The sequence below is a fragment of the Rhizobium sp. NFR12 genome, assembly GCF_900108545.1.
Taxonomy (GTDB): Bacteria; Pseudomonadota; Alphaproteobacteria; order Rhizobiales; family Rhizobiaceae; genus Neorhizobium; species Neorhizobium soli.
This window is the reverse complement of sequence record NZ_FNWM01000001.1, coordinates 1,160,053-1,181,376: the sequence shown is the minus strand read 5'-3', so window position 1 is coordinate 1,181,376 and position 21,324 is coordinate 1,160,053. Positions and strand designations below refer to the sequence as shown.

Sequence of the window (21,324 nt, the reverse complement as noted above, 5' to 3'; positions counted from 1 at the left end):
CGCCCGCCAAGTCAGCCTCAAAGAGGCGCTCTGAAGGAACCATAGTATGAATAAGCATGTAGACACAAGCCGCTTGTCGGGCTGGGAACAGCCAGAGCCAGCGCTCGAATTTGTCACCAAGCACGGTGAGGAAATCGAGGAGTGGCGCGAGATCCGTGAAAAGGTCTCGGCCATCGCCATCTCTAATAGTTGGACGAAAGCCGAGGTCACCCGCCGCAGCGGAATGAAGGAAGGCACTTTTAGCCAGTGGTTTTCCGGCACCTATCTCGGTCGCCTGGAGAACATGACGCGGCAGATGCGTAACTGGGTCGATGCGGTGATCGAGGCCGCGGCCATGCCGATGATCCCCATCTCGCCTGCCTTCATCAAAACCCGCATCGCAGCTGAGATCACACAGACCCTGCAGTGGGCACAGATGACGGCGGACTTCGTTATCATCACCGTGGCAGCTGGCAACGGTAAGACTGCGACCTGCCGCCACTACAAGGCGACACACCCGCACGTCTATCACGCCACAATCAGCCCCCACACGAAGACGGTCCACGGCATGCTCGTCGAGTTGTCGGCCGAGTTGGGCCTGAACGAAAACAACCCTGCCCGCCTCACCCGCGCGATCGGCGCTAAGCTTGAGCGTGTCGGCGGCGGATCGCTCCTCGTCATCGACGAAGCCCAGAACTTGGTCGACGACGCAATCAACCAGCTCCGGCACTTCTCCGATATCTACCAGTGCGGCATCGCCCTGGTCGGAAACGAAGAGGTCTATTCTCGCTTTGTCGCGCAGTCGAAGGGCCGCTCCTACGCCCAGCTCAAGCGCCGCGTCGGAAAGCACCTCCGCCGCAACAAGCCGTACGCTGACGATATCGCTTCCTACATCAAAGCCTGGGGCGTCACAGATGCGGATAGCGTCCGCCTGCTGACCGGTATCGGTATGAAGGGTGGCGCGCTCGGTCAGATCGACAAGACAATGAAGCTCGCCAGCATGGTGGCGCTTGCCGACGACCGGGAGGTCACCGTCCGGGACATTCAGGACGCCTGGAGAAATCGCGATGTGGAGGACCTCGGATGAGCCGCGCCCTCCCCAAACTCAGCGACAGCCTCGGCGCGCTCCTCAACCGGTTCGCACCCTTCGAGAAGATGGGCGAGAAGGAGGTCGCCGAGATCGACCTGCAGAGCATCAAAGGCATCACAAGCCATCTTCGACTGATGCGTATCATGGCTTCGAACATAGAGCGCGAGGTTGAAACCTACCGCCTCATCGACGCCGGCCGCGTCTTCTCGTCGACCATCGAACAGGTCGCCCAGGACGCCGCCGTTGGCCTCATCCTCGAAACCAGCGGCAATGTCATCAAACCAAATTTCAGGAGGGATCGCTGATGTGTGGCGAACTGTTGTCTGACCATCTCTTTGCCCTCTGCGAGGAGATCAAGCCTGCCGTTCACGGCGGCAAGTACGTAACCGGCGAGGAATTTTCCGCGCTTCTAAGACGGCTCAACACCGCGATGGCACTTGCTGAGGACATCGAGGAGGAAAAGCGCCTTCTCGAACGCCGGAACCTTTTGTCCGGCGGCCGCACACTGCCACTCGCGATCGTCGGCCCAAACGTAGTGCCGTTCCCATCGCCAACCCCGCGAGGTCGAGAATGACCGAAGGATCAGGAAATGTCAGCTTTCCGCTGACCGAGCTGGTCGATCAGGTCGTTCCTCTGGTTGAGGAACGCCTTGAGGCCAAGTTCGCAGGAATGAAGGTCGCCGCTAACAAGCGGCGGTCCAGGCTCGACAGTTTTGAGGTCGCCGTGTCCGCAGTCATCAAAGCCGTGGAACGGGTCGAGAAGGCCCGCAACTCCCGAGACGAGACCCCCTCAATCAACGCACTCGTCGCCGCTGCTGCTGGGCTCAGGTCCGCGCGGCTCAACTACGTAAAAGGAAACTGAATATGGAAGCTGTAATCCTCGAAAGCCGCGTCGATGGCATCACGCTTATCAACGGCAAGGAATACATGACCGACGCCAAGGGCGCGTTCGTGCCGCTTGCAATGGTGAAGCCACAGCACAAGCTCGAAGACGAGACCGTCCGCAAAATCATCGCTTTTGCCGTCGACCTCAACGCGCAGATCGCTCGGTTCCGCGGGCACACCATGACCGACCTCGGTAGCCTGGATGCCCTGATTGCCCAGGAATATAACGCCAAGATCGGCGGAGCCAAAGGCAACCGCACGTATCAGACCATCGACGGGCTCATGAAAGTCCAAGTGCAGGTTTCCGAGCAGATCGATTTCGGGTCGGAGTTGCAGGTCGCAAAGTCGATCATTGACGAGTGCCTGACGGAATGGTCGGCCGACAGCCGTGCCGAGATCCAGTCGATCATCACACGCGCCTTCAACACTGACCAGGAGGGCAAGATCAACCGGGCCGAGATCTTCATGCTGATGCGGCATCAGATTGCGGACCCGCGCTGGCAGCGGGCCATGGACGCGATTCGGGATGCCATGCGGGTTACCGGCTCCAAGGAATACGTCCGCTTCTATACCCGCAAGAAGATCACTGACAGCTGGCAAGCCGTCACCATCGACTTGGCAAAGGCGTGAGGTGCTCGCCATGAACCGGCATCTCACCACAGATCAGAAGATCGCTCGCCTCGAGCACACGATCGTCATCCTTCGGCGCAAGCTCGCATCGATCCCGACGACTGCGGAGGCCGACGATCTCGGCATCCGCGCCGCCGAGAAGCGGGTGAAGGGCGAGCTGCAGAAGGAGCTTTCTGCTCGGTTCCGTTTCGGATCGGACGGCAAGTACCACCTGCAGATGGCAAACGTCACCTCCTCGTCGCAGGACGGCGGGATCAGTCTGTTTCGCCGCTGGCACATCAACGCCAGTCGGACAGTCATCATGATGAAGGTGAAAGCAGCATGAGGACGCTCGTCACTGGTGGCCGCAACCCAAACTTTTTAGCGCCTCGGTCTGACTTACAGCTCGTATCCGCGCTTCATTCCCACAAGGCCTGCATAAAATGTCGATGTGTGCTCCTGGAGCACGAGAAGCTGCCTTCGAGTAACAGAGGCAGCCTCTGTGAAAGCCGCATCTGCACTGATGCGCTCATCATCAGTAAGAGTGTATTGGGAGCGATCCAAGCCTATAGGCGGCGAGTAATTCTCAGCTCTTGCCCAACAGTAAGTCATTTCGTTGATCGCGACGTGTATACGCGTGAGTGCGTAGTTCATCTCTCCATCAAAAAGGTCGTGGGCCTGCTGTATTGGAGCTCGATCAAAAAACGCTTTCAACGTCTCCGCCGGACCTCGATAATTGCGCTTCCCAGCATCGAAGTGCGTCAGTGCCCGTTCATCGCTGCGGAAAATGTGCTGCAGCCTGTTCAAGCTGTCGCCCACGTAATCTTCATAGTCCTGAAGCTGAGGGTGCACAGCACGATCTGCACGAAGTCGGTCCGCACGTATTGTGAGCGCCACGAGCTCGCGATGTCTCGCTTCCTGTCTTGCATCAGTTTTTTCCATCGTGAGAACGGTCCAAGTTGCAGCAGCAACCGCAGCCATACCGGTGAAGAGCGTTTGAAAGTCAGAGATGATGTTTCGCCACGTGTCGCCGCCGGTTTGATCTTTCACAAGCCGCGGCTCACCAAAAAGGATCGGGGGTATAAGCGCACTCGCTGCGATGACCGCGATAAGACCCAACCAAGTCCATTTTCTGAAATTCATCCCAGCGCCCCTCTAAGCGTACGTCGGCGCACAACATGGCATGGCGACCAAGAAGTCGGAAGTCGATCCGTAGACGATGAAGGCGGTTGCAAAACAGAGCTCTTGCGCACTGCTTACCGTTCCTCTCAGCAGATAGGCGGAATTTGCTGATGAAGTCCTCTATCACCGCTATCCACGTTGCCAAGAAGCAGCTCGCCCTCGACGACGACACCTATCGTGCCAAGCTCCTCCTGATCACTGGCAAGAGTTCCACGAAGGACATGAGCGAGGACGAGCGCCAGCAGGTGCTCACCGTTTTCCGCAACGACGGCTTCCAGCCCGCAGCTGCAAGCCGCCGCCCGAACGGCCGCAGGAAGCTAAGCGGCAAGTTCGCAAAGAAACTGCAGGCGCTCTGGATCGCCGGTTACAATCTCGGCGTCTTCCGCGAGCGCGACGACAGTGCAATGGAACGCTTTATCTTCCGTCAGACGAAGATCGAGAGCGAGCGCTGGCTTCACCACTGGGACGATGCACGTGCCGTCATCGAGGCGCTGAAGAAGTGGCTCACCCGCGAGGCCGGTGTTGATTGGTCGAGCACCAAGCACACCCGGGAATACATGCTGAAGGACGGCTACAAGATCGCCCGCGCCCAATGGTCGATCATATCTCCGAAGGCACCAAACGATTTCTGGCCGGTCGTCACAGGCCTGCTCGACCGCCCTACCCTGTTCCGGGACCCGAGCGATCTCGACTGGATCTCCGTCATGAACCACTTCGGTGAGCAGATCCGAAGGGATGCGCTTCAGGCTCACCATGTCTGATCAGCGCGACCGCCTCTGGCTCACTCCCCTTCTCAACAAGATCGCCGGCGTTTCGAGCATTGAAGCCGCTCTTGCGATCGGTACTGAAAAGGCCGGCCAGCAGATCTACATCCCCGAAAAGGTGAAGCCTGACCACTGGCTTGCGAAACTGGTCGGACAGAGTGAAGCGGACGCGATCGCCGCAGCGTTTGGAAGCCAGCATCTTATTATCCCGCCCGCGCTTGCTGGAGCGAAAAGGAAGAGAGCGGCGCTTATTGCGGCGCTGATCGAAAAAGGGTACTCAACAAACGAGATCACCCGAGTAACTGGTGTTGCTCGCTCCACTGTCATGGAGCATCGGGCCAAACAGGCCCCTAAAGACGATCCTCAGGGCTCCCTCTTCTAAGATCTAGTTCTTAGACGTCCGAAATCGGACGCGCGATCCTTTCTCCCCTTATTGCCATTGTCGCCTCCACAGACCGGTCCATCCCCGGTCGTTTTGAGCGAGCGACATGCGACCCATCAACGAAATCATCGTGCACTGCACGGCAACGCCGGCCGGTCGGCCTGCTTCCGTCAAGGACATCAACGCATGGCACCAGGCCCGCGGCTGGTCCGGGATCGGTTACCATCGCGTTATCGGGATCAATGGCGAGCGCTGGCAGGGCCGCGTCATGGAGAATATTGGCGCTCACTGCGAGGGCCACAACACTGGCACGATCGGCGTCGTCTATGTCGGCGGCCTGAAGAGCGACGGCAAGACGGCCTTCGACACGCGCACCAACGTCCAGAAAGAAGCGCTTCTCGAAGAGCTGCTCGCCCTGAAGAAAGCCTACCCTGGCATCGTGAAGATCTCCGGCCACAACGAGTATGCCAACAAGGCGTGCCCGTGCTTCAACGCATCGGCCGAATACGATGGCTATTTCGAGGGCGGCAAGACATTCCAGCCAATCCTCGATGCCACGCTCTCGCGCGGTATGACCGGCCTAGCCGTCGAGGAATGGGCAGACCAGCTTGCGACCCTCCGAAGGAAGATCGGTCACCAGTGGCCTGTCGTGCCGACGTCCGTCTTCGATCAGAACCTCGAAATGGTGACGCGTTGGTTCCAATCCGAGCGCAAGATCCTCATCGACGGCAAGGTCGGACCGCAAACCCGCGACGAGATGGACCGTGCCCTCAATGGCACCGCACCTTTCCATGCGCTGCTGGATAAGGCCGCCTGATCATGGAGCGTCCTTCCTACAGTTCTTCGCGCTGGTATCTCTGGGCGTCCTTTGTCGGCGCCTGGGCGGTTATCGTCATGCTGACCGTGGGCGCGATACTCGGATCAGAGCAGGCCGTTGGGTTTGGCAATATCGCCCTTCCGACCATGTTCGCCATCATCACCGGCAATCTCGCTGTCCACCGCGGTTTCGGCTCGGCCGACTACCGGGCTCAGGGCAAGGCCCAGGCAGCAGCAAAGAAGGATGCGGCATGATCCCGGCATGGATTGCAAAGGCTGTCACGCCGCTTCTGATCGTCGGCGCAATGCTAATCGCCGCGCTGCTGCTCGGCTGGTTGGCCTTGCGAACCGTCAACGAGATGGTGAGCGACGCGCGCGCGGCCGCGATCACCGAACGAGACGGGGTCTGGGAAGCGAAGATCGAGCGCGCCAACGCCGCGACGAACAAACAGGCTGCAGAGCAAGTCTCCGCTGCCATGACGATGCAGGCCGAAGCCACCGACCAGGTGCGCTTTGCCGAACAGCAACTCGCAGAACTGAAGGTGAAAAATGCGCAGCTTCCGCTTCGTGTCGACTGTGGCCTTAGCGGCGATCGCGGTCGGCTGCTCCCAAACTGATCCCGATCGCGAGCCTGTCGTGATTACCAAGTCAATCCCGTTCGAGCTGCCGCCTGAGGTCCGCAAGCCTTGCCCGGCGCTGAGCGCGAAGCCCGATCGCGACATGCCGGAGGCCGAAGTTTTTGACAACTGGGCGAGCGATCGCACGGCGCGCAATATCTGCGAGATCCGCAGAGCTAAAGCGGTCGCGGCGGTCGATGCAGGAGCACGGCCGAAGTGAGCATGGGTGAGCGAGGACTGGACCTGGCCGACTTGCGCGCCTCTCAAGAGCGAGAGGCGTCGTTGGCTGCAACACGGGAAAAGATCGGTCGGACCGGCCGTGAAGAATGCGTGGAATGCGAAAGGCCGATCCCGGCCGAACGCCTGGCTGTGGCTCCCTTCGCGCTTCGGTGCGTCCCCTGCCAGCAGGCTCACGAACATGAAGGTCTACGCCGATGAATGCCTCCAGTGCCGCCTTGGACGTTGCTCCCCTCATTTCCTGGATCGTTGCCGCGATGACGATCCTCAATTTCATGATCCTGCTGAAGGGCATCATCTCGTCCGGAGAGAAGAAGCTCGAAGACCGCCTGGTCAAAGCCGAGTCGAAGCTCATCGACCACGACCGCCGGATCCAGACGGTCGAGAGCGATATGAAGCATCTGCCGGATAAGGAAACGACGCACCGGATCGAGATGACAATGATCACGATCGTCGGCCGCCTCGATAAGCAGGATGCCACACTGGACGGTCGCTTCAGCGCGATGGACGCGCAACTGAAGCCCATCCAGGCGATTGGCGAGCGGCTCAATGATGTCCTGGTCGACCAAATGAAGAAAGCGAGCTGATGATCCCACTGGCCATTGATTATGAGAAGGTGACCCGCGAAGACGCGCGCCTGATCATTTTGCGCGCGCTGTCCGAGCAGACGAACGACAGTCTGGCGAGCAGCACGCTCGAAGTCGTTCTCGATGCCTTCGTGATCCGCAAAGACCGAGACTGGGTCCACGACCAGATGGCGCACCTGGCCGAGCATGGTGCCATCACCGTTGTCGACGCTGGCACCATCAGGATCGGTACCATCACGCAACGTGGCTGGCGGCACCTGCAGCGCGAGCTTGTTCTTCCGGGTGTAAAGCGTCCAACCGTCGCAATCCAGAGGGTGATCAGCTGATGCGAAGCCGCCTGTCTGGTATCGAACTTCTGCCCGAAGAGTGCGCGCCGATCGTGGCTTCGGCTGCTGCCGCCCTGCAGGACAGGGACCGGACACAGGTCGACATCTACGAAGAATTCTTTGCGCAGCTTGAGGCTCTGAAGAGAGAGCATCGCGGCGAGCTGGAATTCGTCATTCCATCATTCAGCGCCTTTAACCGCTACAGCATCAAGCTGGCGACAGTATCCTCGCGCCTCAACCAGACCCGCGAAATCGCAGCGACGCTAGCCGAAAAGTTCGACGTCTCGGACTCCGACAATCTCACGCTGATCGCGGCAGAGACCATCAAGACACTGATCTTCGAACTGCTCACGAATGGCGGTGAAGCCGGCCTCGATCCGAAGGGTGCAATGGCGCTCGCCAACGCGTTGCGGTCTGCCACCCAGGCGCAGGGGATTTCGACGGCACGCCGTCAGAAGGTCGAGAAGGAATTCGGCGAAAAGGTCACCGACGCTGTCGAGGCCGTCGTCAAAGCCAAGGGCGTTTCCGCCGAGGGCGCTGAAGAGATCCTCTCGAAGATCCTCGGGGTGCAGAAGTGAGTGCACCTTTTTCGAAAGAGGAATGGGCGGAGATCCGCCGCCAGTCGACCGAAGTGCTGCCTGATCTCCTGGATCAGGTCGGGCTACCGAAGGCGCTCCTACCCTATCAGGGCAGGACGATCGCCAAGCTGGAAAGCTCGACATGCCAGGTGCTCTTCATCGAAAAGAGCCGCCGTATCGGTCTGACCTGGGGATTTGCATCTTACGCCGTCCTGCGCGCCGGCCGCGCGAAAGCCGCCGGCGGCATGGACGTCATGTATATTTCCTATTCGCAGGACATGACGCGCGAGTTCATCGACGCTTGTGGGATGTGGGCTCGGGCTTTCTCGACTGCTGCCATCCAGATGGACGAGTTTCTGTTCGACGACAGCGACGACGAAGGCGTCCGCGCAATCCAGGCGTTTCGTATCCGGTTTGCCTCTGGCTTCGAGATCGTCGGCCTATCCTCGGCTCCACGATCGCTGCGCGGCAAGCAAGGCGTGGTCATGATCGACGAGGCGGCGTTCGTCGATAGTCTGAAGGAGCTGCTGAAGGCCGCGCTCGCCTTCCTGATGTGGGGCGGCCAAGTCGTTGTCTGCTCGACCCACAACGGCGCGGAAAACGAATTCAACGTGCAGATCCAAGATATCCTGTCGGGCCGCTCCGCCTACGATCACATGCACATCGATTTCGACGAGGCGCTGATCGACGGACTTTACCAGCGCATCGCCCTGGTGACGGGAAAGACCTGGTCGCCAGAGGCGGAAGCCGACTGGCGCGAGAACATCATCAAGTTTTACGGCGATGGCGCGGATGAGGAACTGTTTTGCGTTCCAACGATGGGCAGCGGCGCGTGGCTGACCGGCCCGCTGATCGAAGCCCGTATGACGTCCAACGCACCGGTGCTTTATCTCGATCTGCCGCCGAACTTCCTGCACCTGCCCGAGCTGGAGCGGCTTGTCCTTCTGGCACCGTTCATGGAGCAGCTCGAAGCAGCGCTGAAACTGCTCGATCCGGCACTGATGCACGCGCTCGGCTTCGACTTTGCCCGCGTGGCCGACTTGTCGGTGGCTTCCCTCCTGTCGATCGACAAGACACTGAAGCGATCCAGCGCCCTGACTGTCGAGATGCGCGGCGTTCCCGGTGATGAGCAAAAGACCATCATCAAGATGATCCTGCAGGCAGCTCCTCGGCTTGTCGGAGCAGCGTTCGACGCCACCGGCATGGGTTGGACAGTTGCGGAAGATATGGGCCGCATCTTCGGCCTTCGCGACAAAGACAATCAGGGCGGCCTCGTCCACGCGATCAAGTTCTCCCAGGAATGGTACCGCATCAACATGCCGCCTCTTAAGACGGCATTTGAAGACGATGCGATCGCGATCTCCAAGGATGACAATCACCTGTCCGACCTTCGCCTGGTCAAAGTCATCCGGGGCATTCCGATGATCCCGGATTCGCGGACAGGCGAAACCAACAAACGCCGTCACGGCGACTTTGCAGTTGCCCTGGCGCTTGCTCACTTCGCCAGTCGGATGCAGTGGCACGAATACGGCTACATTCCTGTTCCGCGCGCACCGACCAAATTTGACAGCGGTTCGTCCGGCCGAGACGACGGTGCCCCATACCGCCTGTCTGGAATGCGCCGATCGAGAGGGATCTACTAATGGCAGGCATCATCGACCAGTGGGGCAACCCAGTCAGCACCGTGGCTCTGAAGAAGGAACAGGCAGCACCCACGATGATGGGCGTGCGCCGGCCGAACAACGACCATCAGGCGTCGGGCCTGACCCCGGCCAAGCTCGCCCGGATGTTGAAGTCCAGCATCAATGGTGATCCGGAAGCCTATCTGGCGCTGGCCGAGGACATGGAAGAACGCGACCTGCATTACGCCGGCGTTCTGATGTCTCGCAAGCTACAGGTCGCCGGTCTTGAGATTACGGTCGAAGCCGCGAGCGACAGCGCCGAGGACGTGGCCAATGCTGACATGATCCGTAGCTTCATCGACCGCGATGCGTTTGAAACCGAGCTGATCGATATCCTTGATGCGATCGGCAAAGGCTTCTCCGCTACCGAAATCATCTGGGACACATCGGAAAGCCAGTGGGAGCCGGTTGCTCTGAAATGGCGGGATCCGCGCTGGTTCCGATTCGCAGACGAAGACGGTGAGACGCCGCTTTTGCGCGACGTGACCGGTGATGTTCCTCTGTCGCCATTCAAATGGGTATTTCACCAGGCGAAGGTGAAGTCGGGCTTGCCAATCCGTGGCGGTATTGCTCGCGCCGTGTGCTGGACATTCCTGTTCAAGAGCTTCACGCAAAAGGACTGGGCAATCTTCTGCGAAGCCTACGGCCAGCCGCTGCGCCTGGGCAAATGGGGAGAAGGCGCGTCCGAGGCCGACAAAGAAGTGCTCTTGCAGGCGGTCGCCAATATCGGCGTAGATTATTCGGCGATCGTGCCGGCATCGATGTCCGTCGAGTTCGTGAAGGCCGATATCGCCGGTTCGCACGAACTCTACCTGAAGCGATGCGACTGGCTCGATCAGCAGGTGTCGAAAGTCGTTCTCGGCCAGACCGGGACGACCGACGCAATCGCCGGTGGATATGCGGTTGGCAAAGTCCATAGCAGCGTCAAAGAGGACATCGAACGCTCCGACGCAAGGCAGCTCGCCGCGACCCTGAAGCGCGATCTGTTCAAGCCCTACATCGACCTCAACATGGGCCCGCAGAAGGCATACCCGGACATCAAGATCGGGCGACCCGAGCAGCTCGACACGAGCAAATGGCTCACCGATGTAAAAACCTTCGTGAGTATGGGCGGCAAGGTCGGCATGTCGATCGTCCGCGACAAGCTAGGCATCGAAGAGCCGGGAAAAGACGAGGAGCTGCTGGGAGCGCCGGCAAAGCCAGACGATGGTCACCAGGATAAGAAGTCGCTCAAGCCGAAGGATAAGACGCCGATCGGCATTGCTGCTCATCGCGCCGACCTGAACGCTCCGAAAGACGCTATCGACACCTCGATAGAGGACATGCTCGCAGCCGACGGCTTCGAGATAGCGGTAGACAACATCATCGAAGGGTTGGAAGCGAAGCTCGGTCGCGCCGCGACAGTAGAAGACGCGCGGACGATCCTCGCCGATCATCTCCGCCAGATGGATGTTGAGGCACTTGCCGATCGGCTTGCGAAGGCGTCGTTTGCCGCCCGCCTGGCCGGCATCGCGAACGATCCTCTGTCGGATAATCTCTGACATGATCGAACTGAGGCCACTGCCACCGATGGACGCTATCCGGGCCTTCGAGGCCCGCAAGCCTGACCTGGTCGGCACGTTCTCCTATCTCGACATGTGGCGGGAGGAGCATGCCACATCCTTCACCGTCGCCAAGTCTGCGGGCTTCGATATCCTGAAGGACATTTCCGATGGCTTCGAACGAGCTTTGAAGGAGGGTCGAACTCCGCGGGATTTCGCTCGTGACCTTCGACCACTGCTCCAAGCCAAGGGTTGGTGGGGCAAAAAGCTTCTTGAGGATCCCCAGACCGGCGACTTGGTCGCGGCCCAGCTCGGCAGCGATCGCAGGCTGCAGACGATATTCGACGCAAATATGCGGACCTCATACGCAGCAGGCCACTGGGCTGGTTTTGAGCAGAACAAGCGCGGCCGTCCGTTTCTGCGCTATGTGGCTCTCCTCGACGATCGCACCCGGCCGGCGCACCGGGCCCGGCACAATCTCGTCCTGTCTGTCGATCATCCTTACTGGGATGAATGGGCCCCGCCCTGCGGTTGGAACTGCCGCTGCACAATTCAAAGCTTGTCGCAGCGAGACGTCGATCAGCTCCAGGCCGAGGGCGAAGATCTGCGATTTGAGGCACCGGAAGACACTTTCCGCAATTTCCTCAACAGGCGCACTGGAGAAATCACCCGCGTCCCTGACGGCATCGATCCTGGCTGGGCGTACAACCCCGGACGCGCTGCCTACGAGGCACGTATCAACCAATCGCTGGCAGAAAAAATTGCCGATGCACCGCTCATTTTTATTACGGCTGCTGTGGATGAACGATTATCTAGTGTCGCCTTCGAGCGGTTCCTGCGCAACCCAAAGGGCAGCATGCCTGTGATGGCAATCCCAGAGGCCATCTCGGAGGCTCTTGGCCGGGATGTTCGGGTCGCGTTACTCTCCTCGGAGATAATGCAGAAGCAGGCTCGACGTTATCCTGAGCTGACACCTGCTGATTACCGCGCAATTCCATCGATCGGTGGTGAGCCGACGCTTGTCTTCCAGGACAAGGAGCGAACGTTCGTATCGACTAAACTCGCGGACGGCCGCTGGCGGTACATCGCTCTGAAGCTAACCGCTACCGGCAAAACTGCTTATTTGACATCCTTCCGCTTCGCACGGGAGGAAAACATCGTGCGACTTTTGGAGCGAGGCGATGTGAAGCTCTTATTGGACCGACGTGAATGACTGCGTAAATCAGGAAGCGGCGAGTGATACGCCCAGTGCGCTCGCCACCTTAGATGTTCAGTAGCAGGTGGTTGACGAACCGTTCTGGCGATGCGAGAGCTTCACTACGTAACAGCTGGGGGAAAGCATGACAGTCGTAGTTTCCTGCGTGAATCTAAAAGGTGGCGTTGGCAAAACCGCGCTAGCGGTCAACTTCGCTGCTTACTGCGGTAAGAACGGCTATAAAACGCTCTTGGTCGACCTTGATCCGCAGACGAACGCCACCTTCTCATGCATTTCGCCTGAGGCTTGGGCAAAGCACCGCAATGAAAATGGTACCGTTGCCGACCTGCTAGGGGTGAGGAACACGGAACATGCCGAAGGAAACGTCAAGACTACCGACGATGTTATCATCGAAGATGTATTCCCCGGCGTTGACCTCGTTCCCTCTGACCTCAATCTGTTTACGATCGATCTTGATATTGGTGGAAGAAACGCGCGCGAGAAATTGCTGAAAAAAGCGTTGAAGGACATCATGGACGAGTACGACGTCATAGTATGCGACTGCCCGCCAAACCTGACGCTTCCGACACAGAATGCTTTGGCGATCAGTACACATTACGTCGTACCCGTATCTCCAGATTTTCTCTCGAGCCTTGGCATCGCTCTACTCATCAGGCGGGTAAAGAAGTTTGCCGATGACATGGAGCTTGAAATCAAGAATGCGGGGATTGTGTTATCCCGGGTTGGCCGACAGTCCGCTTTTCGAGACCAGACGACCGCCGATCTTCGAAAACAGTTTCCCCGGCAGATGTTCAAGTCTGAGATCAAAGAACGTTCCGCTGTCACGGAAGCTACAGCTAAGAACAAGCCAATCTATGAAATGAATGATGCTCAAGCGAAGCAGGAATTCGCTGCTTTCTCAGCCGAGCTCATCAAGAAATTAGGCCTCTGATATGAAGACACACGAACTCGCGAAGGCTCTGCAGCAACTAGGGAAGATTTTGCGGGCGATGCCTAACCAAGAACTTGATGGCTTGGGATCAGCCTTAATGGGTGCGCCTCCCCAGCAACCCATTGGTATCAGCCTCTCTGCGTTGGCGGCCCTTTCGAAGTACAACAAGCTGGACTGGGAGAAGGTCATCCGTGATTTCGAACTTCCGCTCGAAGTGCGCGCTCGGGACGGTGCTCGCGACGTTATGGGAAAGATCATCACTTATCTTGCCGAGAATGACGCCGAACGGGACCGGGTAGCTCGAAAGTCGACAGCGTCCGATTCTGATCGGCCATCCGAACTCTCCTCCGCGTTACAATTTTTGCTGAACAATGGCTAAAATTCCTGAAGCGGTAGCCGCAAATCATCAGGCTTTTGTTACAGCGTTCTCCAAAGCAATCGCCGACAATATTAAGCTCTTAAGCGGCAAAGACGTCCTGATTGAAAGCTATGCTCGTATAGCAGCGGTCAATGCGATCAAAGTTGACTTGCTCGAACGAAATTTGTCTCCGGAGGCAGTTCATTTCTTTTACGAGGCCCATAACGACGCGGTTCTTTCTCATGTTAACGCAAGTTTTGGCTGCTGGCGTCCGGCACTACAGGCGCTCCGGAGCTTCATGGAAAACACGTTCTCCGCGGTTTACTATGCCGATCACCCTGTCGAGTTGGAAAAGTGGAAGAGCGGAAAATTTTACATTCCACCGAAAGAACTGCGAGCGTATGTCGCTGAACATCCGAAAGTTCAAGACTTGGCTAAAAGCTTGGATTTGAAGTCTCTCATCGATAGTGAGTATGCCACTCTTTCTAAGGCTGTTCATGCCTCTAACTCCCTGTTCAGGATGACGTCGGCAGATGGGAAAACTTCTATCACTAAGCCGAACCAGGCAGACCTCGGTAAGTGGGCGACACGCGAACGAGAGACGGTGAGCCTCTGCGTAACTATCATCGCATCTGTTATGCGCGATCATCTCGAGGGTGCCAAGCAACCTCAACTGCGTGATGCTCTCAGCATCGTGGTTAGTTCGTCGTGTCGGAAGGCGCTTAAAACCCATTGTGGTATTTCGATTCCCAGCCCTGAATAAGGAGGACGGACATCTCAGTCTGACCAGCGACCTGTGACAGTTCGTTACTCCTACAAGGAATTCCGAGTGACCGTGGAAAATGATTTTTCCGCGGTGAGGCCTTCCAAGAACCTCACATTGTGAACCTGTAAGAAGACAGTCCTACGGCGGGGAGAATTACACCGTGTCGCGCGCACCAAGGGATTTCCACCGGTTCCAGTAGGAATGCAACAAACGGCTCAGGAGCGCTGCCAAGAGTGCGAACGGGCGGTTGCTGCCGAAATACCCCTGAAGCCGCTGTACGGGCTTTGAAGTGGCTTCGAAATTCATCGATCGGTCCGTTGCCCGCTCGATCATGTCGCAGTATGGTCGGACGACGCGATCCCTCCCACTAAGCGGTTCGGGGAAGTCCGATTTCGGACGAAAGAGTGAGTGCCTGCATCGAGCTTAGATGCACTCATGAAAAACGCCGTCGCCGCTCTCCTTGCATCTTCGCTCCTCACTGCTCACGCGACCGATCTTCCGGCTACTGCGGCCGATCATCCGTGGGTGCTGCTGATCCCGGCCGGGACGTTCTCGGGCCGTGATGGTCGCGGTCCATATCATGCCGGTGGCAAGGTAAAGCTCGAACAGATCGCCGCGATGACGCGGCGGTATGCTGGCGGGACGGATATCCTCGTCGATTACGAACATCAGAGCCGCAACAGCCAGGAGAACGGCAAGCCCGCTCCTGCTGCCGGTTGGGTCAAGGAAGTCCAGGCACGCGATGATGGCCTGTATGGTCGCGTCGAATGGACTGCAAATGCTGCCTCGCACATCAAGGGTCGCGAATACCGTTACGTTTCGCCCGTCTACTTCCACAAGGCGGATGGCGAGATCCTCGCTCTGCAGTCCGTCGCACTGACCAACGTGCCGAACCTCGACATGGTCGAGATCTCCGCTCATTCGGTTTTCCACTTTCAGCCCCCCAAAACAGAGGTTCCTATGAAAAGAGTGCTCGCTGCCCTCGGCCTGGCCGAAGGCACCGGCGAGGATGACGTGCTGACTGCCGTCAACTCGCTGCTCACCAGCTCAACGGCAATCGCCGCTGCAGCTGGCCTGATGAAGGATGCGAAATCGGAAGAGGTCATGACGGCCGTCCAGTCCGCATTCGCCGACCGCAAGAAGATCGCGATCGCCGCCGGCCAGCCCGAGAACGCTCCGGTCGACGCGATCGTAAGCGCCCTCGCCGCAGCTCACACTGCAGGCACCGTCGATCCGACTAAGTTCGTTCCGATCGCCGCGTTCCAGGAAGTACGCGACCAGGTCAACTCGCTGGTCACGCACAAGGTCGACACGGATGCCGAGACGGCCATCGCCTCCGCCATGCGTGCAGGCAAGATCACTCCGGCCCAGAAGGACTGGGCGATCTCGCTGCATAAGGCCGACATCAAGATGTTCGACGACTTCGTCGGCAAGGCTCCGGTTCTGACATCAGCGCAGCGCTCCTCAACCGCGCCCCCTGCCGCGGGAAGTGCCGCAGCAAGCCTTGATGACGCCGACCTCACTGTCATGCGTCAGTTGGGCATCAGCGCCGAGGACATGAAGAAGTCCCGCGAAGCAATGGAGGCAGGCCAGTGACCGCTCTTTCCGCACCCCGAAACACACCGCGGCGCGAGCGCACCACTCGTCACGTTCCGATCGGAGCCGGCGTCAAGCTCATCGCCGGTGGCATGGCAGGCATCAACCCGGCCGGGTATCTGGTTCCTGTTACGGCCGTCGCTACCCTGAAGGGCATCGCCCGCATCGAGCAGACGGTGGACAATCTCACCGGCTCGAATGGTGCTGTCCTCGCCAAGACAGAGGTTGGCACCTTCCGCTACGAGAACTCGGCCTCGGCCGACCTCATCACCCGCGCCGATATCGGCTCCGATGCTTATGGCGTCGATGACCAGACTGTCGCGAAAACCTCCGCCACCAACTCCCGGTCCATCGTCGGCAAGATCTTCGACGTTGATGACCAGGGCGTCTGGGTCACGTTCGCTTAAGGGGCAACACATGGAAATCAATCACGCGACCCTCAGATCCGCTGGCGTAGGCTTCAATGCCGCGTTTCAGCGGGGTCTGACCTCCGGCTCCTCGCTGAAGGACCGTATCGCCACCACGGTCCGCTCGACCACGAAGAGCAACGAGTATGGCTGGCTCGGCAAAGTGCCGCGCTTCCGTGAATGGATCGGCGACCGCGTCATCAACGCACTGGCGAAGCACGGCTATACGCTCACCAACCGTTCGTTCGAAAATACGATCGGTGTCGACCGCGACGACTTCGACGACGACAACCTTGGCATCTACGGGCCGCTGTTCGAGGAAATGGGTGCTGCCGCGCTGATTTTCCCGGACGAGCTGATCTTCGAACTGCTGAAACTTGGCTTCTCCACCAACTGCTACGACGGCCAGTATTTCTTCGACACCGATCACCCGGTTCTGGACATCAACGGCAAGGTCATCTCGGTTGCCAATACGGACGGCGGTACCGGCCCTGCTTGGTTCCTGATGGACGCGTCGCGCCCGCTGCGACCGCTGATCTACCAGGAGCGCAAGCCATTCACGAACCTGATCCGGAAGGACAAGGAAGACGACGACAACGTCTTCTTCCGCAAGGAATTCCTGTACGGCGCTGACGGCCGATGCCAGGTCGGGTTCGGTTTCTGGCAGCAAGCCTGGGGCTCGAAGCAGCCTTTGAACGCTGAGACTTACGAGACGGCCCGTGTCGCGATCGGTGGCATGAAGGGTGACTTCGGTCGGCCACTCAATCTAAACCCACGCCTCCTGGTCGTACCGCCTGCACTCGAAGGTGCTGCTCGTGCAATCGTCGCCAGCGCCTTGGTGAACGGCGGCGAAAGCAACAAGTGGGCAGGCACCGCCGAAGTCCTGGTCGTTCCGCTCCTCGCCTGATCCTCCCAAGCTTACCAGGCGAAGTAATGCCGTTCCGGCGCGAATGCCGGACGGACAATTTCCAACCCAGAAAGACGAAGCATGTCGTATCGCCGCTCTTACATCCTCCAGGCAGTCATCGGGATCATCGCGTTCCTGCGGGCAAGCCAGATCTATTCCGTCGTCTGCAACGTCGCCAGACACGTCGTCTGGGCCTTCACTGCACCGGTGGTTTACCTCGTCGAAAAGACACCAGTTCCGGCAGTCCTCACGATGCTCTTCTCGAAGTTCAAGCCTGTCATGTTCCGCGTCATCGCTTTCCTGAAGCCAGTCTACCGCGAGAGCCATGACACGCACGGTCTCAGCCTGCCGAGCGTCCGAGACTGAAGTCGCATTCGATGAATGTCCGTCCCGGCGCGTTGCCGGGCGGATTTTTCAGAGGAGATCGATTGCCGATCCGCTCTGCAAGATCCGAAAGGGAAAACGATGGTTAAGAAACCTCTTACTGCCACCTCGACTCGCACCCTCTCCACCGGCGTTGCCTTGCCTGCCAGCACGGGCGAAGGCGTCGTCCACGATATCAGCACTGTCGATGCACTGGGGCTCGGCGAGCATCAGAATAATGACATCGCCGGCGACCTCGCAGCTGCTGCTGTAACACGGCCGGTTCTCGCGGTCGGTTCGGTGGTTGAGCCGGTCAATCCGGCCCTCGCTTCCGAACCTGCAATCACCGGTGATGCTGCCGGCGACGCCGCGATCGCAGCCGCTGGCGCTGGCCCGGAGTTTGTACAGCCGGTTGCAGTCTCCATGGAGAGCTTACGTCCCGACACTTTCGGCCAGTCCGCGTTTCTGCATGTTGACGCGACAGACCTTTCGAATACCCCCGAGCGAAGCGCGACCGCTGTTGAAGTCGGGGCTGGCAATTCGGCCAGTCCCGCAGTGGAAGTAGAAACCTCGGCGTTCAGCATTGCTTCGGCTTTGGCCGAGACAGGCTGCAGCGACTATGCCGATCTTGTCGATATGGCACTCGTGGGAACGTCGCTGATATCGACGATCGACAGCGTTACTCGCGACGGCATCCTGAAGGGCTGGAGCCCTGCAGACGATCCGGCTGAGATCGTGTTCGACCTCATCAACATGATCGAAGAGCGTCGTTCATTGGTGGGAGTGACTGAGCCCGCTCATCGAACCCTGGATGCTGGACTGGTAGCGGGTGCGACGCATCTCCGCGTTTCAGCCAAGATCGCGGGTTTCCGACGCGCTGGCATCGCGCACCCGGCCGAGGCCGTCGAGTATCGCCTCGATCGCTTCACCTCCCACGAGGTGGAAGCCATCCTAACGGAGCCGAACCTCGTCGCCGAAATCATCTAACCACCGGAGCGGCCGTGCCTTACGCAACGCAACAGGATCTGATCGACCGGTTTGGTGAGGAGGAACTTATCCAACTCACCGACCGGACCAACATTCCTGTTTCAACCATCGATGCGACGCCAATCGACCGCGCCTTAACTGACGCGGCCGCTCTAATCGACGGCTATCTTGCCAAGTTTTACCGGGTACCTCTGGCGAGTGTGCCGCCGATTCTTGTGAAGATGGCTTGCGATATTGCTCGGTACTACCTGCATGGCCGGTCGGCAGACAAAGATGATCCGGTGTCGCGCGCTTATCGCGAGGCGACGCGGTGGCTCGAAAATGTCTCCAAAGGTCAAGTGACACTTGAGATCGAGGGGGTAAGCGCACCGCAAGCTGGCGGCGGTTCGGTCAAGGCATCTGCACCTGGTCGCGTGTTCACCCGCGATAGCCTGAGGCATTTCTGATGCCGGGCGCTGCGATAATCCTCGACGACGAACTTACGCCTGTCATCTCGGCGATCGGGATCTCAATCACGCATCCGGGCGGGCTGACGGCCGAAATGGCGGCGTACCTTCTGTCGTCAACGCAAAGACGCTTCGAGCGCCAAGTTGGCCCTGACGGTACGAAGTGGGCACCGCTTGCCAGACGTACGACGTTGGCGAAGATCCGTGGACGGCGTCGCGGCGCATCGAATATCCTGCGCGTGACCACGCGGCTCTATTCCAGCTTGGTCGCTGCCTCCGACGATCACTCGGCAGAAGTCGGCTCGAACGTCGAATACGCCGGCATTCATCAGTTCGGTGGCGAGATCCAGCAATACGCTCGCAGTCAGCGCGCCAGCTTCAAGAAGATCCGCAAGCGGTACCGCTTCGTCCAGCGCGGCACCAAGGGCGCGACCGAGAAAAACATCACCATCGGCGAGCACACAGTCAAGATGCCAGCGCGGCCGTATCTCGGCTTCAACGAGCAGGATCGTGCCGAGCTGATCGCCATCGGCCAGGACTGGCTCGAACGGGAGGCAAGGCCTTGATCAAATCCATTATTGATCGGCTTCAGGAAGCCGGCACACCGTTTCGGATCGCTGGTGGCGCAGGTGAACTGGCGAACGTGAAAGACCAGCCGCCGAATACGCCTGCCGTCTACGTGTACATCGCCCGCGAACGTTCGGCGCAAAGTGAGCGCATCAACTCCATTATGCAGCGAACCGCTGCAGATATCGGCGTGGTCATCGTGACCACGAACCTTTCGCAGCAGAAAAACGCGGCTGCAGCCGGCGATATCGAGACGCTCAAAACCTACGTCCGCGCCAAGCTGCTCGGCTTCATGGCCGAAGGCGCAAGCGATCCGCTTGAGCATGTCGAGGGCGAGCTGCAGCAGGCCCTCGGCGGCACTGTCTGGTTCGAAGACGTCTTCACCAATGCCCGCTATCAGGAGGAAACCGATGGCTGACGCACCGACCACTGGCGGTTCATACACCCGCAGTTCCGATGGATCACTGAAGCTCCTGGAACGCACCGAGGATCCGCAAGCAAGCGAAGCAACACCGGCACCAGCGGCGACGCCTGCCAAGCGAAAGGATGACAAATAATGCCACGCTATTGGCGTAACCGCGCGATCCTTGGAAAGATCGAAACGACTTATGGCGTCGATGCCGCCCCGACCGGCGCGGCCAATGCGCTGCAGGCGACGAACGTAAACCTCGAACCACTGCTCGGGGAGGACGTCAGTCGAGATCTCGTCCTGCCTTACATGGGCCACCAGGGCGTTCTGTTCGTCGCCAATTATGCGCGACTGTCCTTCGAGATCGAGATCGCAGGCTCCGGCGTTGTCGGTACGCCGCCGGCATCTGGTCCGCTGCTGCGAAGCTCCGGCTTGGCAGAAGTCATCTCGGCCGGCGTCGACGTGCAGTATCTGCCGATCTCGGCGCAGCACGAAGCTGCCACCCTTTGGTTCAACGGCGATGGCGTCAAGCACGCGCTGCTCGGCGCGCGCGGCACCATGAGCCTCAATCTTGCGCCTCGTCAGATCCCGAGGTTTGCCTTCGTGTACACCGGGCTTCTTGGCACGATCTCTGATCAAGCCTTGCCCGCGCAGGTTCTGACGGCCTGGAAGGCACCGGTTCCCGTAAACAAGGCAAACACGACCTTCTCTTTGCATGGTCTCTCGACCGTCGGCGTCGAAGGCGTCACGATGGATCTCGCAAACCAGATCGAGCCTCGCATGCTCATCAACCATGAGAGCATCCAGCAGGTCGACCGTCAGATGACCGGATCGGCGATCATGGAAGCTGTCAGCCTTGCGACGAAGGATTGGTTTGCGATCGCTCGCGCCCATACCAAGGGCATCCTTTCCGCCCAGCACGGCACGGTCGCTGGCAACATCGTCGCGTTCGATGCGCCGGCGGTCCAGATCGGTCGGCCGACTTATGGCGAGAGCCAGCGCATTTTGAACAACACATTGCCGCTGATGTACACGCCGGTCGCGGGCAATGACGAGTTCAAAATCACCTTCAAATAGGCTTCGAAAGGCCCTCATCC

32 protein-coding genes are annotated in these 21,324 nt (G+C 59.1%); 31 read left to right on the top strand and 1 reads right to left on the bottom strand.

The window, feature by feature from the left end; all coding sequences use genetic code 11:
* Positions 1-46: 46 nt before the first annotated feature.
* Genes BLW69_RS05735 through BLW69_RS05710 form a run of 6 tightly spaced genes read left to right on the top strand, consistent with a single transcriptional unit; the run spans position 47 to position 2,908 of the window.
* Positions 47-1,066, top strand: coding sequence for an AAA family ATPase (locus tag BLW69_RS05735; protein ID WP_092660516.1), 1,020 nt, complete (start codon positions 47-49; stop codon positions 1,064-1,066).
* On the top strand, positions 1,063-1,374 hold the full coding sequence (locus tag BLW69_RS05730; RefSeq protein ID WP_092660514.1) for a hypothetical protein: 312 nt from the start codon (positions 1,063-1,065) through the stop codon (positions 1,372-1,374). Before BLW69_RS05735 ends, BLW69_RS05730 begins: the two co-directional genes overlap by 4 nt.
* Positions 1,374-1,643 carry a hypothetical protein gene (locus tag BLW69_RS05725; RefSeq protein ID WP_092660512.1) on the top strand — a complete coding sequence of 90 codons (270 nt, stop codon included), beginning with the start codon at positions 1,374-1,376 and terminating at the stop codon, positions 1,641-1,643. Before BLW69_RS05730 ends, BLW69_RS05725 begins: the two co-directional genes overlap by 1 nt.
* On the top strand, positions 1,640-1,930 hold the full coding sequence (locus BLW69_RS05720) for a hypothetical protein (RefSeq protein WP_092660510.1): 291 nt from the start codon (positions 1,640-1,642) through the stop codon (positions 1,928-1,930). Before BLW69_RS05725 ends, BLW69_RS05720 begins: the two co-directional genes overlap by 4 nt.
* A gap of 2 nt (positions 1,931-1,932) precedes the next feature.
* Positions 1,933-2,583 (top strand): DUF3164 family protein, encoded by a 651-nt coding sequence (locus tag BLW69_RS05715; protein ID WP_092660508.1) that lies wholly within the window; start codon positions 1,933-1,935, stop codon positions 2,581-2,583.
* A gap of 10 nt (positions 2,584-2,593) precedes the next feature.
* Positions 2,594-2,908 (top strand): hypothetical protein, encoded by a 315-nt coding sequence (locus tag BLW69_RS05710; protein WP_139283804.1) that lies wholly within the window; start codon positions 2,594-2,596, stop codon positions 2,906-2,908.
* Between the two features lie 53 nt (positions 2,909-2,961).
* On the opposite strand, the gene BLW69_RS05705 is transcribed toward BLW69_RS05710, so the two are convergent.
* Positions 2,962-3,705 carry a hypothetical protein gene (locus BLW69_RS05705; protein WP_139283802.1) on the bottom strand — a complete coding sequence of 248 codons (744 nt, stop codon included), beginning with the start codon at positions 3,703-3,705 and terminating at the stop codon, positions 2,962-2,964.
* A 149-nt stretch (positions 3,706-3,854) separates the two neighbouring features.
* On the opposite strand from BLW69_RS05705, the gene BLW69_RS05700 reads away from it, so the two are divergent.
* The 25 genes from BLW69_RS05700 (at position 3,855) to BLW69_RS05575 (ending at position 21,304) form a co-directional block, all read left to right on the top strand.
* Entirely contained in the window at positions 3,855-4,505 is a 651-nt protein-coding gene (locus BLW69_RS05700; RefSeq protein ID WP_092660502.1) for a gp16 family protein, read from the top strand.
* A complete protein-coding gene (locus BLW69_RS05695; protein ID WP_092660500.1) occupies positions 4,480-4,890 on the top strand; it encodes a hypothetical protein in 411 nt (136 codons plus the stop codon). Before BLW69_RS05700 ends, BLW69_RS05695 begins: the two co-directional genes overlap by 26 nt.
* Positions 4,891-4,996: 106 nt before the next feature.
* A complete protein-coding gene (locus BLW69_RS05690; RefSeq protein WP_092660498.1) occupies positions 4,997-5,707 on the top strand; it encodes a peptidoglycan recognition protein family protein in 711 nt (236 codons plus the stop codon).
* A 2-nt stretch (positions 5,708-5,709) separates the two neighbouring features.
* Positions 5,710-5,961 carry a hypothetical protein gene (locus BLW69_RS05685; protein WP_092660496.1) on the top strand — a complete coding sequence of 84 codons (252 nt, stop codon included), beginning with the start codon at positions 5,710-5,712 and terminating at the stop codon, positions 5,959-5,961.
* Positions 5,958-6,323, top strand: coding sequence for a hypothetical protein (locus tag BLW69_RS05680; RefSeq protein ID WP_092660494.1), 366 nt, complete (start codon positions 5,958-5,960; stop codon positions 6,321-6,323). Before BLW69_RS05685 ends, BLW69_RS05680 begins: the two co-directional genes overlap by 4 nt.
* On the top strand, positions 6,256-6,543 hold the full coding sequence (locus BLW69_RS05675) for a hypothetical protein (protein ID WP_244508748.1): 288 nt from the start codon (positions 6,256-6,258) through the stop codon (positions 6,541-6,543). The genes BLW69_RS05680 and BLW69_RS05675 overlap by 68 nt, the downstream gene beginning before the upstream one ends.
* 214 nt (positions 6,544-6,757) lie before the next feature.
* A complete protein-coding gene (locus BLW69_RS05665) occupies positions 6,758-7,147 on the top strand; it encodes a Clp protease (protein WP_244508747.1) in 390 nt (129 codons plus the stop codon).
* Positions 7,147-7,473, top strand: coding sequence for a VpaChn25_0724 family phage protein (locus BLW69_RS05660; RefSeq protein ID WP_244508746.1), 327 nt, complete (start codon positions 7,147-7,149; stop codon positions 7,471-7,473). The genes BLW69_RS05665 and BLW69_RS05660 overlap by 1 nt, the downstream gene beginning before the upstream one ends.
* A complete protein-coding gene (locus BLW69_RS05655) occupies positions 7,473-8,051 on the top strand; it encodes a DUF3486 family protein (RefSeq protein WP_092660488.1) in 579 nt (192 codons plus the stop codon). Before BLW69_RS05660 ends, BLW69_RS05655 begins: the two co-directional genes overlap by 1 nt.
* Positions 8,048-9,694 (top strand): hypothetical protein, encoded by a 1,647-nt coding sequence (locus BLW69_RS05650; RefSeq protein ID WP_092660486.1) that lies wholly within the window; start codon positions 8,048-8,050, stop codon positions 9,692-9,694. The genes BLW69_RS05655 and BLW69_RS05650 overlap by 4 nt, the downstream gene beginning before the upstream one ends.
* Positions 9,694-11,274: a DUF935 domain-containing protein gene (locus tag BLW69_RS05645; RefSeq protein WP_092660484.1), complete on the top strand. Its 1,581-nt coding sequence runs from the start codon at positions 9,694-9,696 to the stop codon at positions 11,272-11,274. The genes BLW69_RS05650 and BLW69_RS05645 overlap by 1 nt, the downstream gene beginning before the upstream one ends.
* 1 nt (position 11,275) lies before the next feature.
* Positions 11,276-12,487 (top strand): phage head morphogenesis protein, encoded by a 1,212-nt coding sequence (locus BLW69_RS05640; protein WP_162759460.1) that lies wholly within the window; start codon positions 11,276-11,278, stop codon positions 12,485-12,487.
* Positions 12,488-12,614: 127 nt separating this feature from the next.
* Positions 12,615-13,421 carry a ParA family protein gene (locus BLW69_RS05635; RefSeq protein ID WP_092660480.1) on the top strand — a complete coding sequence of 269 codons (807 nt, stop codon included), beginning with the start codon at positions 12,615-12,617 and terminating at the stop codon, positions 13,419-13,421.
* 1 nt (position 13,422) lies between these two features.
* Complete coding sequence (locus BLW69_RS05630) at positions 13,423-13,800, top strand: hypothetical protein (protein WP_092660478.1); 378 nt, start codon at positions 13,423-13,425, stop codon at positions 13,798-13,800.
* The gene (locus BLW69_RS05625) at positions 13,793-14,542 is read left to right on the top strand and encodes a hypothetical protein (RefSeq protein WP_092660476.1); all 750 of its coding nucleotides are present in this window, start codon (positions 13,793-13,795) and stop codon (positions 14,540-14,542) included. The genes BLW69_RS05630 and BLW69_RS05625 overlap by 8 nt, the downstream gene beginning before the upstream one ends.
* Positions 14,543-14,980: 438 nt before the next feature.
* Entirely contained in the window at positions 14,981-16,141 is a 1,161-nt protein-coding gene (locus tag BLW69_RS05615; protein ID WP_092660472.1) for a phage protease, read from the top strand.
* Positions 16,138-16,548: a hypothetical protein gene (locus BLW69_RS05610; protein WP_092660470.1), complete on the top strand. Its 411-nt coding sequence runs from the start codon at positions 16,138-16,140 to the stop codon at positions 16,546-16,548. Before BLW69_RS05615 ends, BLW69_RS05610 begins: the two co-directional genes overlap by 4 nt.
* A gap of 10 nt (positions 16,549-16,558) precedes the next feature.
* Positions 16,559-17,455, top strand: a complete 897-nt coding sequence (locus BLW69_RS05605; protein ID WP_092660468.1) for a Mu-like prophage major head subunit gpT family protein — start codon at positions 16,559-16,561, stop codon at positions 17,453-17,455.
* A gap of 81 nt (positions 17,456-17,536) precedes the next feature.
* A complete protein-coding gene (locus BLW69_RS05600) occupies positions 17,537-17,821 on the top strand; it encodes a hypothetical protein (protein ID WP_092660466.1) in 285 nt (94 codons plus the stop codon).
* Positions 17,822-17,920: 99 nt separating this feature from the next.
* Positions 17,921-18,805, top strand: a complete 885-nt coding sequence (locus BLW69_RS05595) for a hypothetical protein (RefSeq protein ID WP_092660464.1) — start codon at positions 17,921-17,923, stop codon at positions 18,803-18,805.
* Positions 18,806-18,819: 14 nt separating this feature from the next.
* Positions 18,820-19,251: a gp436 family protein gene (locus BLW69_RS05590; protein ID WP_092660462.1), complete on the top strand. Its 432-nt coding sequence runs from the start codon at positions 18,820-18,822 to the stop codon at positions 19,249-19,251.
* A complete protein-coding gene (locus tag BLW69_RS05585; RefSeq protein WP_092660460.1) occupies positions 19,251-19,817 on the top strand; it encodes a phage virion morphogenesis protein in 567 nt (188 codons plus the stop codon). The genes BLW69_RS05590 and BLW69_RS05585 overlap by 1 nt, the downstream gene beginning before the upstream one ends.
* On the top strand, positions 19,814-20,236 hold the full coding sequence (locus tag BLW69_RS05580; RefSeq protein ID WP_092660458.1) for a phage tail terminator protein: 423 nt from the start codon (positions 19,814-19,816) through the stop codon (positions 20,234-20,236). The genes BLW69_RS05585 and BLW69_RS05580 overlap by 4 nt, the downstream gene beginning before the upstream one ends.
* Positions 20,229-20,375: a hypothetical protein gene (locus BLW69_RS22690; protein WP_162759461.1), complete on the top strand. Its 147-nt coding sequence runs from the start codon at positions 20,229-20,231 to the stop codon at positions 20,373-20,375. Before BLW69_RS05580 ends, BLW69_RS22690 begins: the two co-directional genes overlap by 8 nt.
* Complete coding sequence (locus tag BLW69_RS05575; protein WP_175487244.1) at positions 20,375-21,304, top strand: phage tail tube protein; 930 nt, start codon at positions 20,375-20,377, stop codon at positions 21,302-21,304. Before BLW69_RS22690 ends, BLW69_RS05575 begins: the two co-directional genes overlap by 1 nt.
* Positions 21,305-21,324 lie beyond the last annotated feature (20 nt).

Coding starts and splice junctions, on each gene's coding strand:
- BLW69_RS05710 (WP_139283804.1), top strand. CDS start 2,594: ATGAACCGGCATCTCACCACAGATCAGAAGATCGCTCGCCTCGAGCAC.
- BLW69_RS22690 (WP_162759461.1), top strand. CDS start 20,229: ATGGCTGACGCACCGACCACTGGCGGTTCATACACCCGCAGTTCCGAT.
- BLW69_RS05640 (WP_162759460.1), top strand. CDS start 11,276: ATGATCGAACTGAGGCCACTGCCACCGATGGACGCTATCCGGGCCTTC.
- BLW69_RS05585 (WP_092660460.1), top strand. CDS start 19,251: ATGCCGGGCGCTGCGATAATCCTCGACGACGAACTTACGCCTGTCATC.
- BLW69_RS05695 (WP_092660500.1), top strand. CDS start 4,480: ATGCGCTTCAGGCTCACCATGTCTGATCAGCGCGACCGCCTCTGGCTC.
- BLW69_RS05715 (WP_092660508.1), top strand. CDS start 1,933: ATGGAAGCTGTAATCCTCGAAAGCCGCGTCGATGGCATCACGCTTATC.
- BLW69_RS05685 (WP_092660496.1), top strand. CDS start 5,710: ATGGAGCGTCCTTCCTACAGTTCTTCGCGCTGGTATCTCTGGGCGTCC.
- BLW69_RS05645 (WP_092660484.1), top strand. CDS start 9,694: ATGGCAGGCATCATCGACCAGTGGGGCAACCCAGTCAGCACCGTGGCT.
- BLW69_RS05595 (WP_092660464.1), top strand. CDS start 17,921: ATGGTTAAGAAACCTCTTACTGCCACCTCGACTCGCACCCTCTCCACC.
- BLW69_RS05630 (WP_092660478.1), top strand. CDS start 13,423: ATGAAGACACACGAACTCGCGAAGGCTCTGCAGCAACTAGGGAAGATT.
- BLW69_RS05705 (WP_139283802.1), bottom strand. CDS start 3,705: ATGAATTTCAGAAAATGGACTTGGTTGGGTCTTATCGCGGTCATCGCA.
- BLW69_RS05625 (WP_092660476.1), top strand. CDS start 13,793: ATGGCTAAAATTCCTGAAGCGGTAGCCGCAAATCATCAGGCTTTTGTT.
- BLW69_RS05635 (WP_092660480.1), top strand. CDS start 12,615: ATGACAGTCGTAGTTTCCTGCGTGAATCTAAAAGGTGGCGTTGGCAAA.
- BLW69_RS05575 (WP_175487244.1), top strand. CDS start 20,375: ATGCCACGCTATTGGCGTAACCGCGCGATCCTTGGAAAGATCGAAACG.
- BLW69_RS05600 (WP_092660466.1), top strand. CDS start 17,537: ATGTCGTATCGCCGCTCTTACATCCTCCAGGCAGTCATCGGGATCATC.
- BLW69_RS05655 (WP_092660488.1), top strand. CDS start 7,473: ATGCGAAGCCGCCTGTCTGGTATCGAACTTCTGCCCGAAGAGTGCGCG.
- BLW69_RS05605 (WP_092660468.1), top strand. CDS start 16,559: ATGGAAATCAATCACGCGACCCTCAGATCCGCTGGCGTAGGCTTCAAT.
- BLW69_RS05735 (WP_092660516.1), top strand. CDS start 47: ATGAATAAGCATGTAGACACAAGCCGCTTGTCGGGCTGGGAACAGCCA.
- BLW69_RS05730 (WP_092660514.1), top strand. CDS start 1,063: ATGAGCCGCGCCCTCCCCAAACTCAGCGACAGCCTCGGCGCGCTCCTC.
- BLW69_RS05680 (WP_092660494.1), top strand. CDS start 5,958: ATGATCCCGGCATGGATTGCAAAGGCTGTCACGCCGCTTCTGATCGTC.
- BLW69_RS05690 (WP_092660498.1), top strand. CDS start 4,997: ATGCGACCCATCAACGAAATCATCGTGCACTGCACGGCAACGCCGGCC.
- BLW69_RS05660 (WP_244508746.1), top strand. CDS start 7,147: ATGATCCCACTGGCCATTGATTATGAGAAGGTGACCCGCGAAGACGCG.
- BLW69_RS05700 (WP_092660502.1), top strand. CDS start 3,855: ATGAAGTCCTCTATCACCGCTATCCACGTTGCCAAGAAGCAGCTCGCC.
- BLW69_RS05665 (WP_244508747.1), top strand. CDS start 6,758: ATGAATGCCTCCAGTGCCGCCTTGGACGTTGCTCCCCTCATTTCCTGG.
- BLW69_RS05720 (WP_092660510.1), top strand. CDS start 1,640: ATGACCGAAGGATCAGGAAATGTCAGCTTTCCGCTGACCGAGCTGGTC.
- BLW69_RS05725 (WP_092660512.1), top strand. CDS start 1,374: ATGTGTGGCGAACTGTTGTCTGACCATCTCTTTGCCCTCTGCGAGGAG.
- BLW69_RS05675 (WP_244508748.1), top strand. CDS start 6,256: ATGCGCAGCTTCCGCTTCGTGTCGACTGTGGCCTTAGCGGCGATCGCG.
- BLW69_RS05615 (WP_092660472.1), top strand. CDS start 14,981: ATGAAAAACGCCGTCGCCGCTCTCCTTGCATCTTCGCTCCTCACTGCT.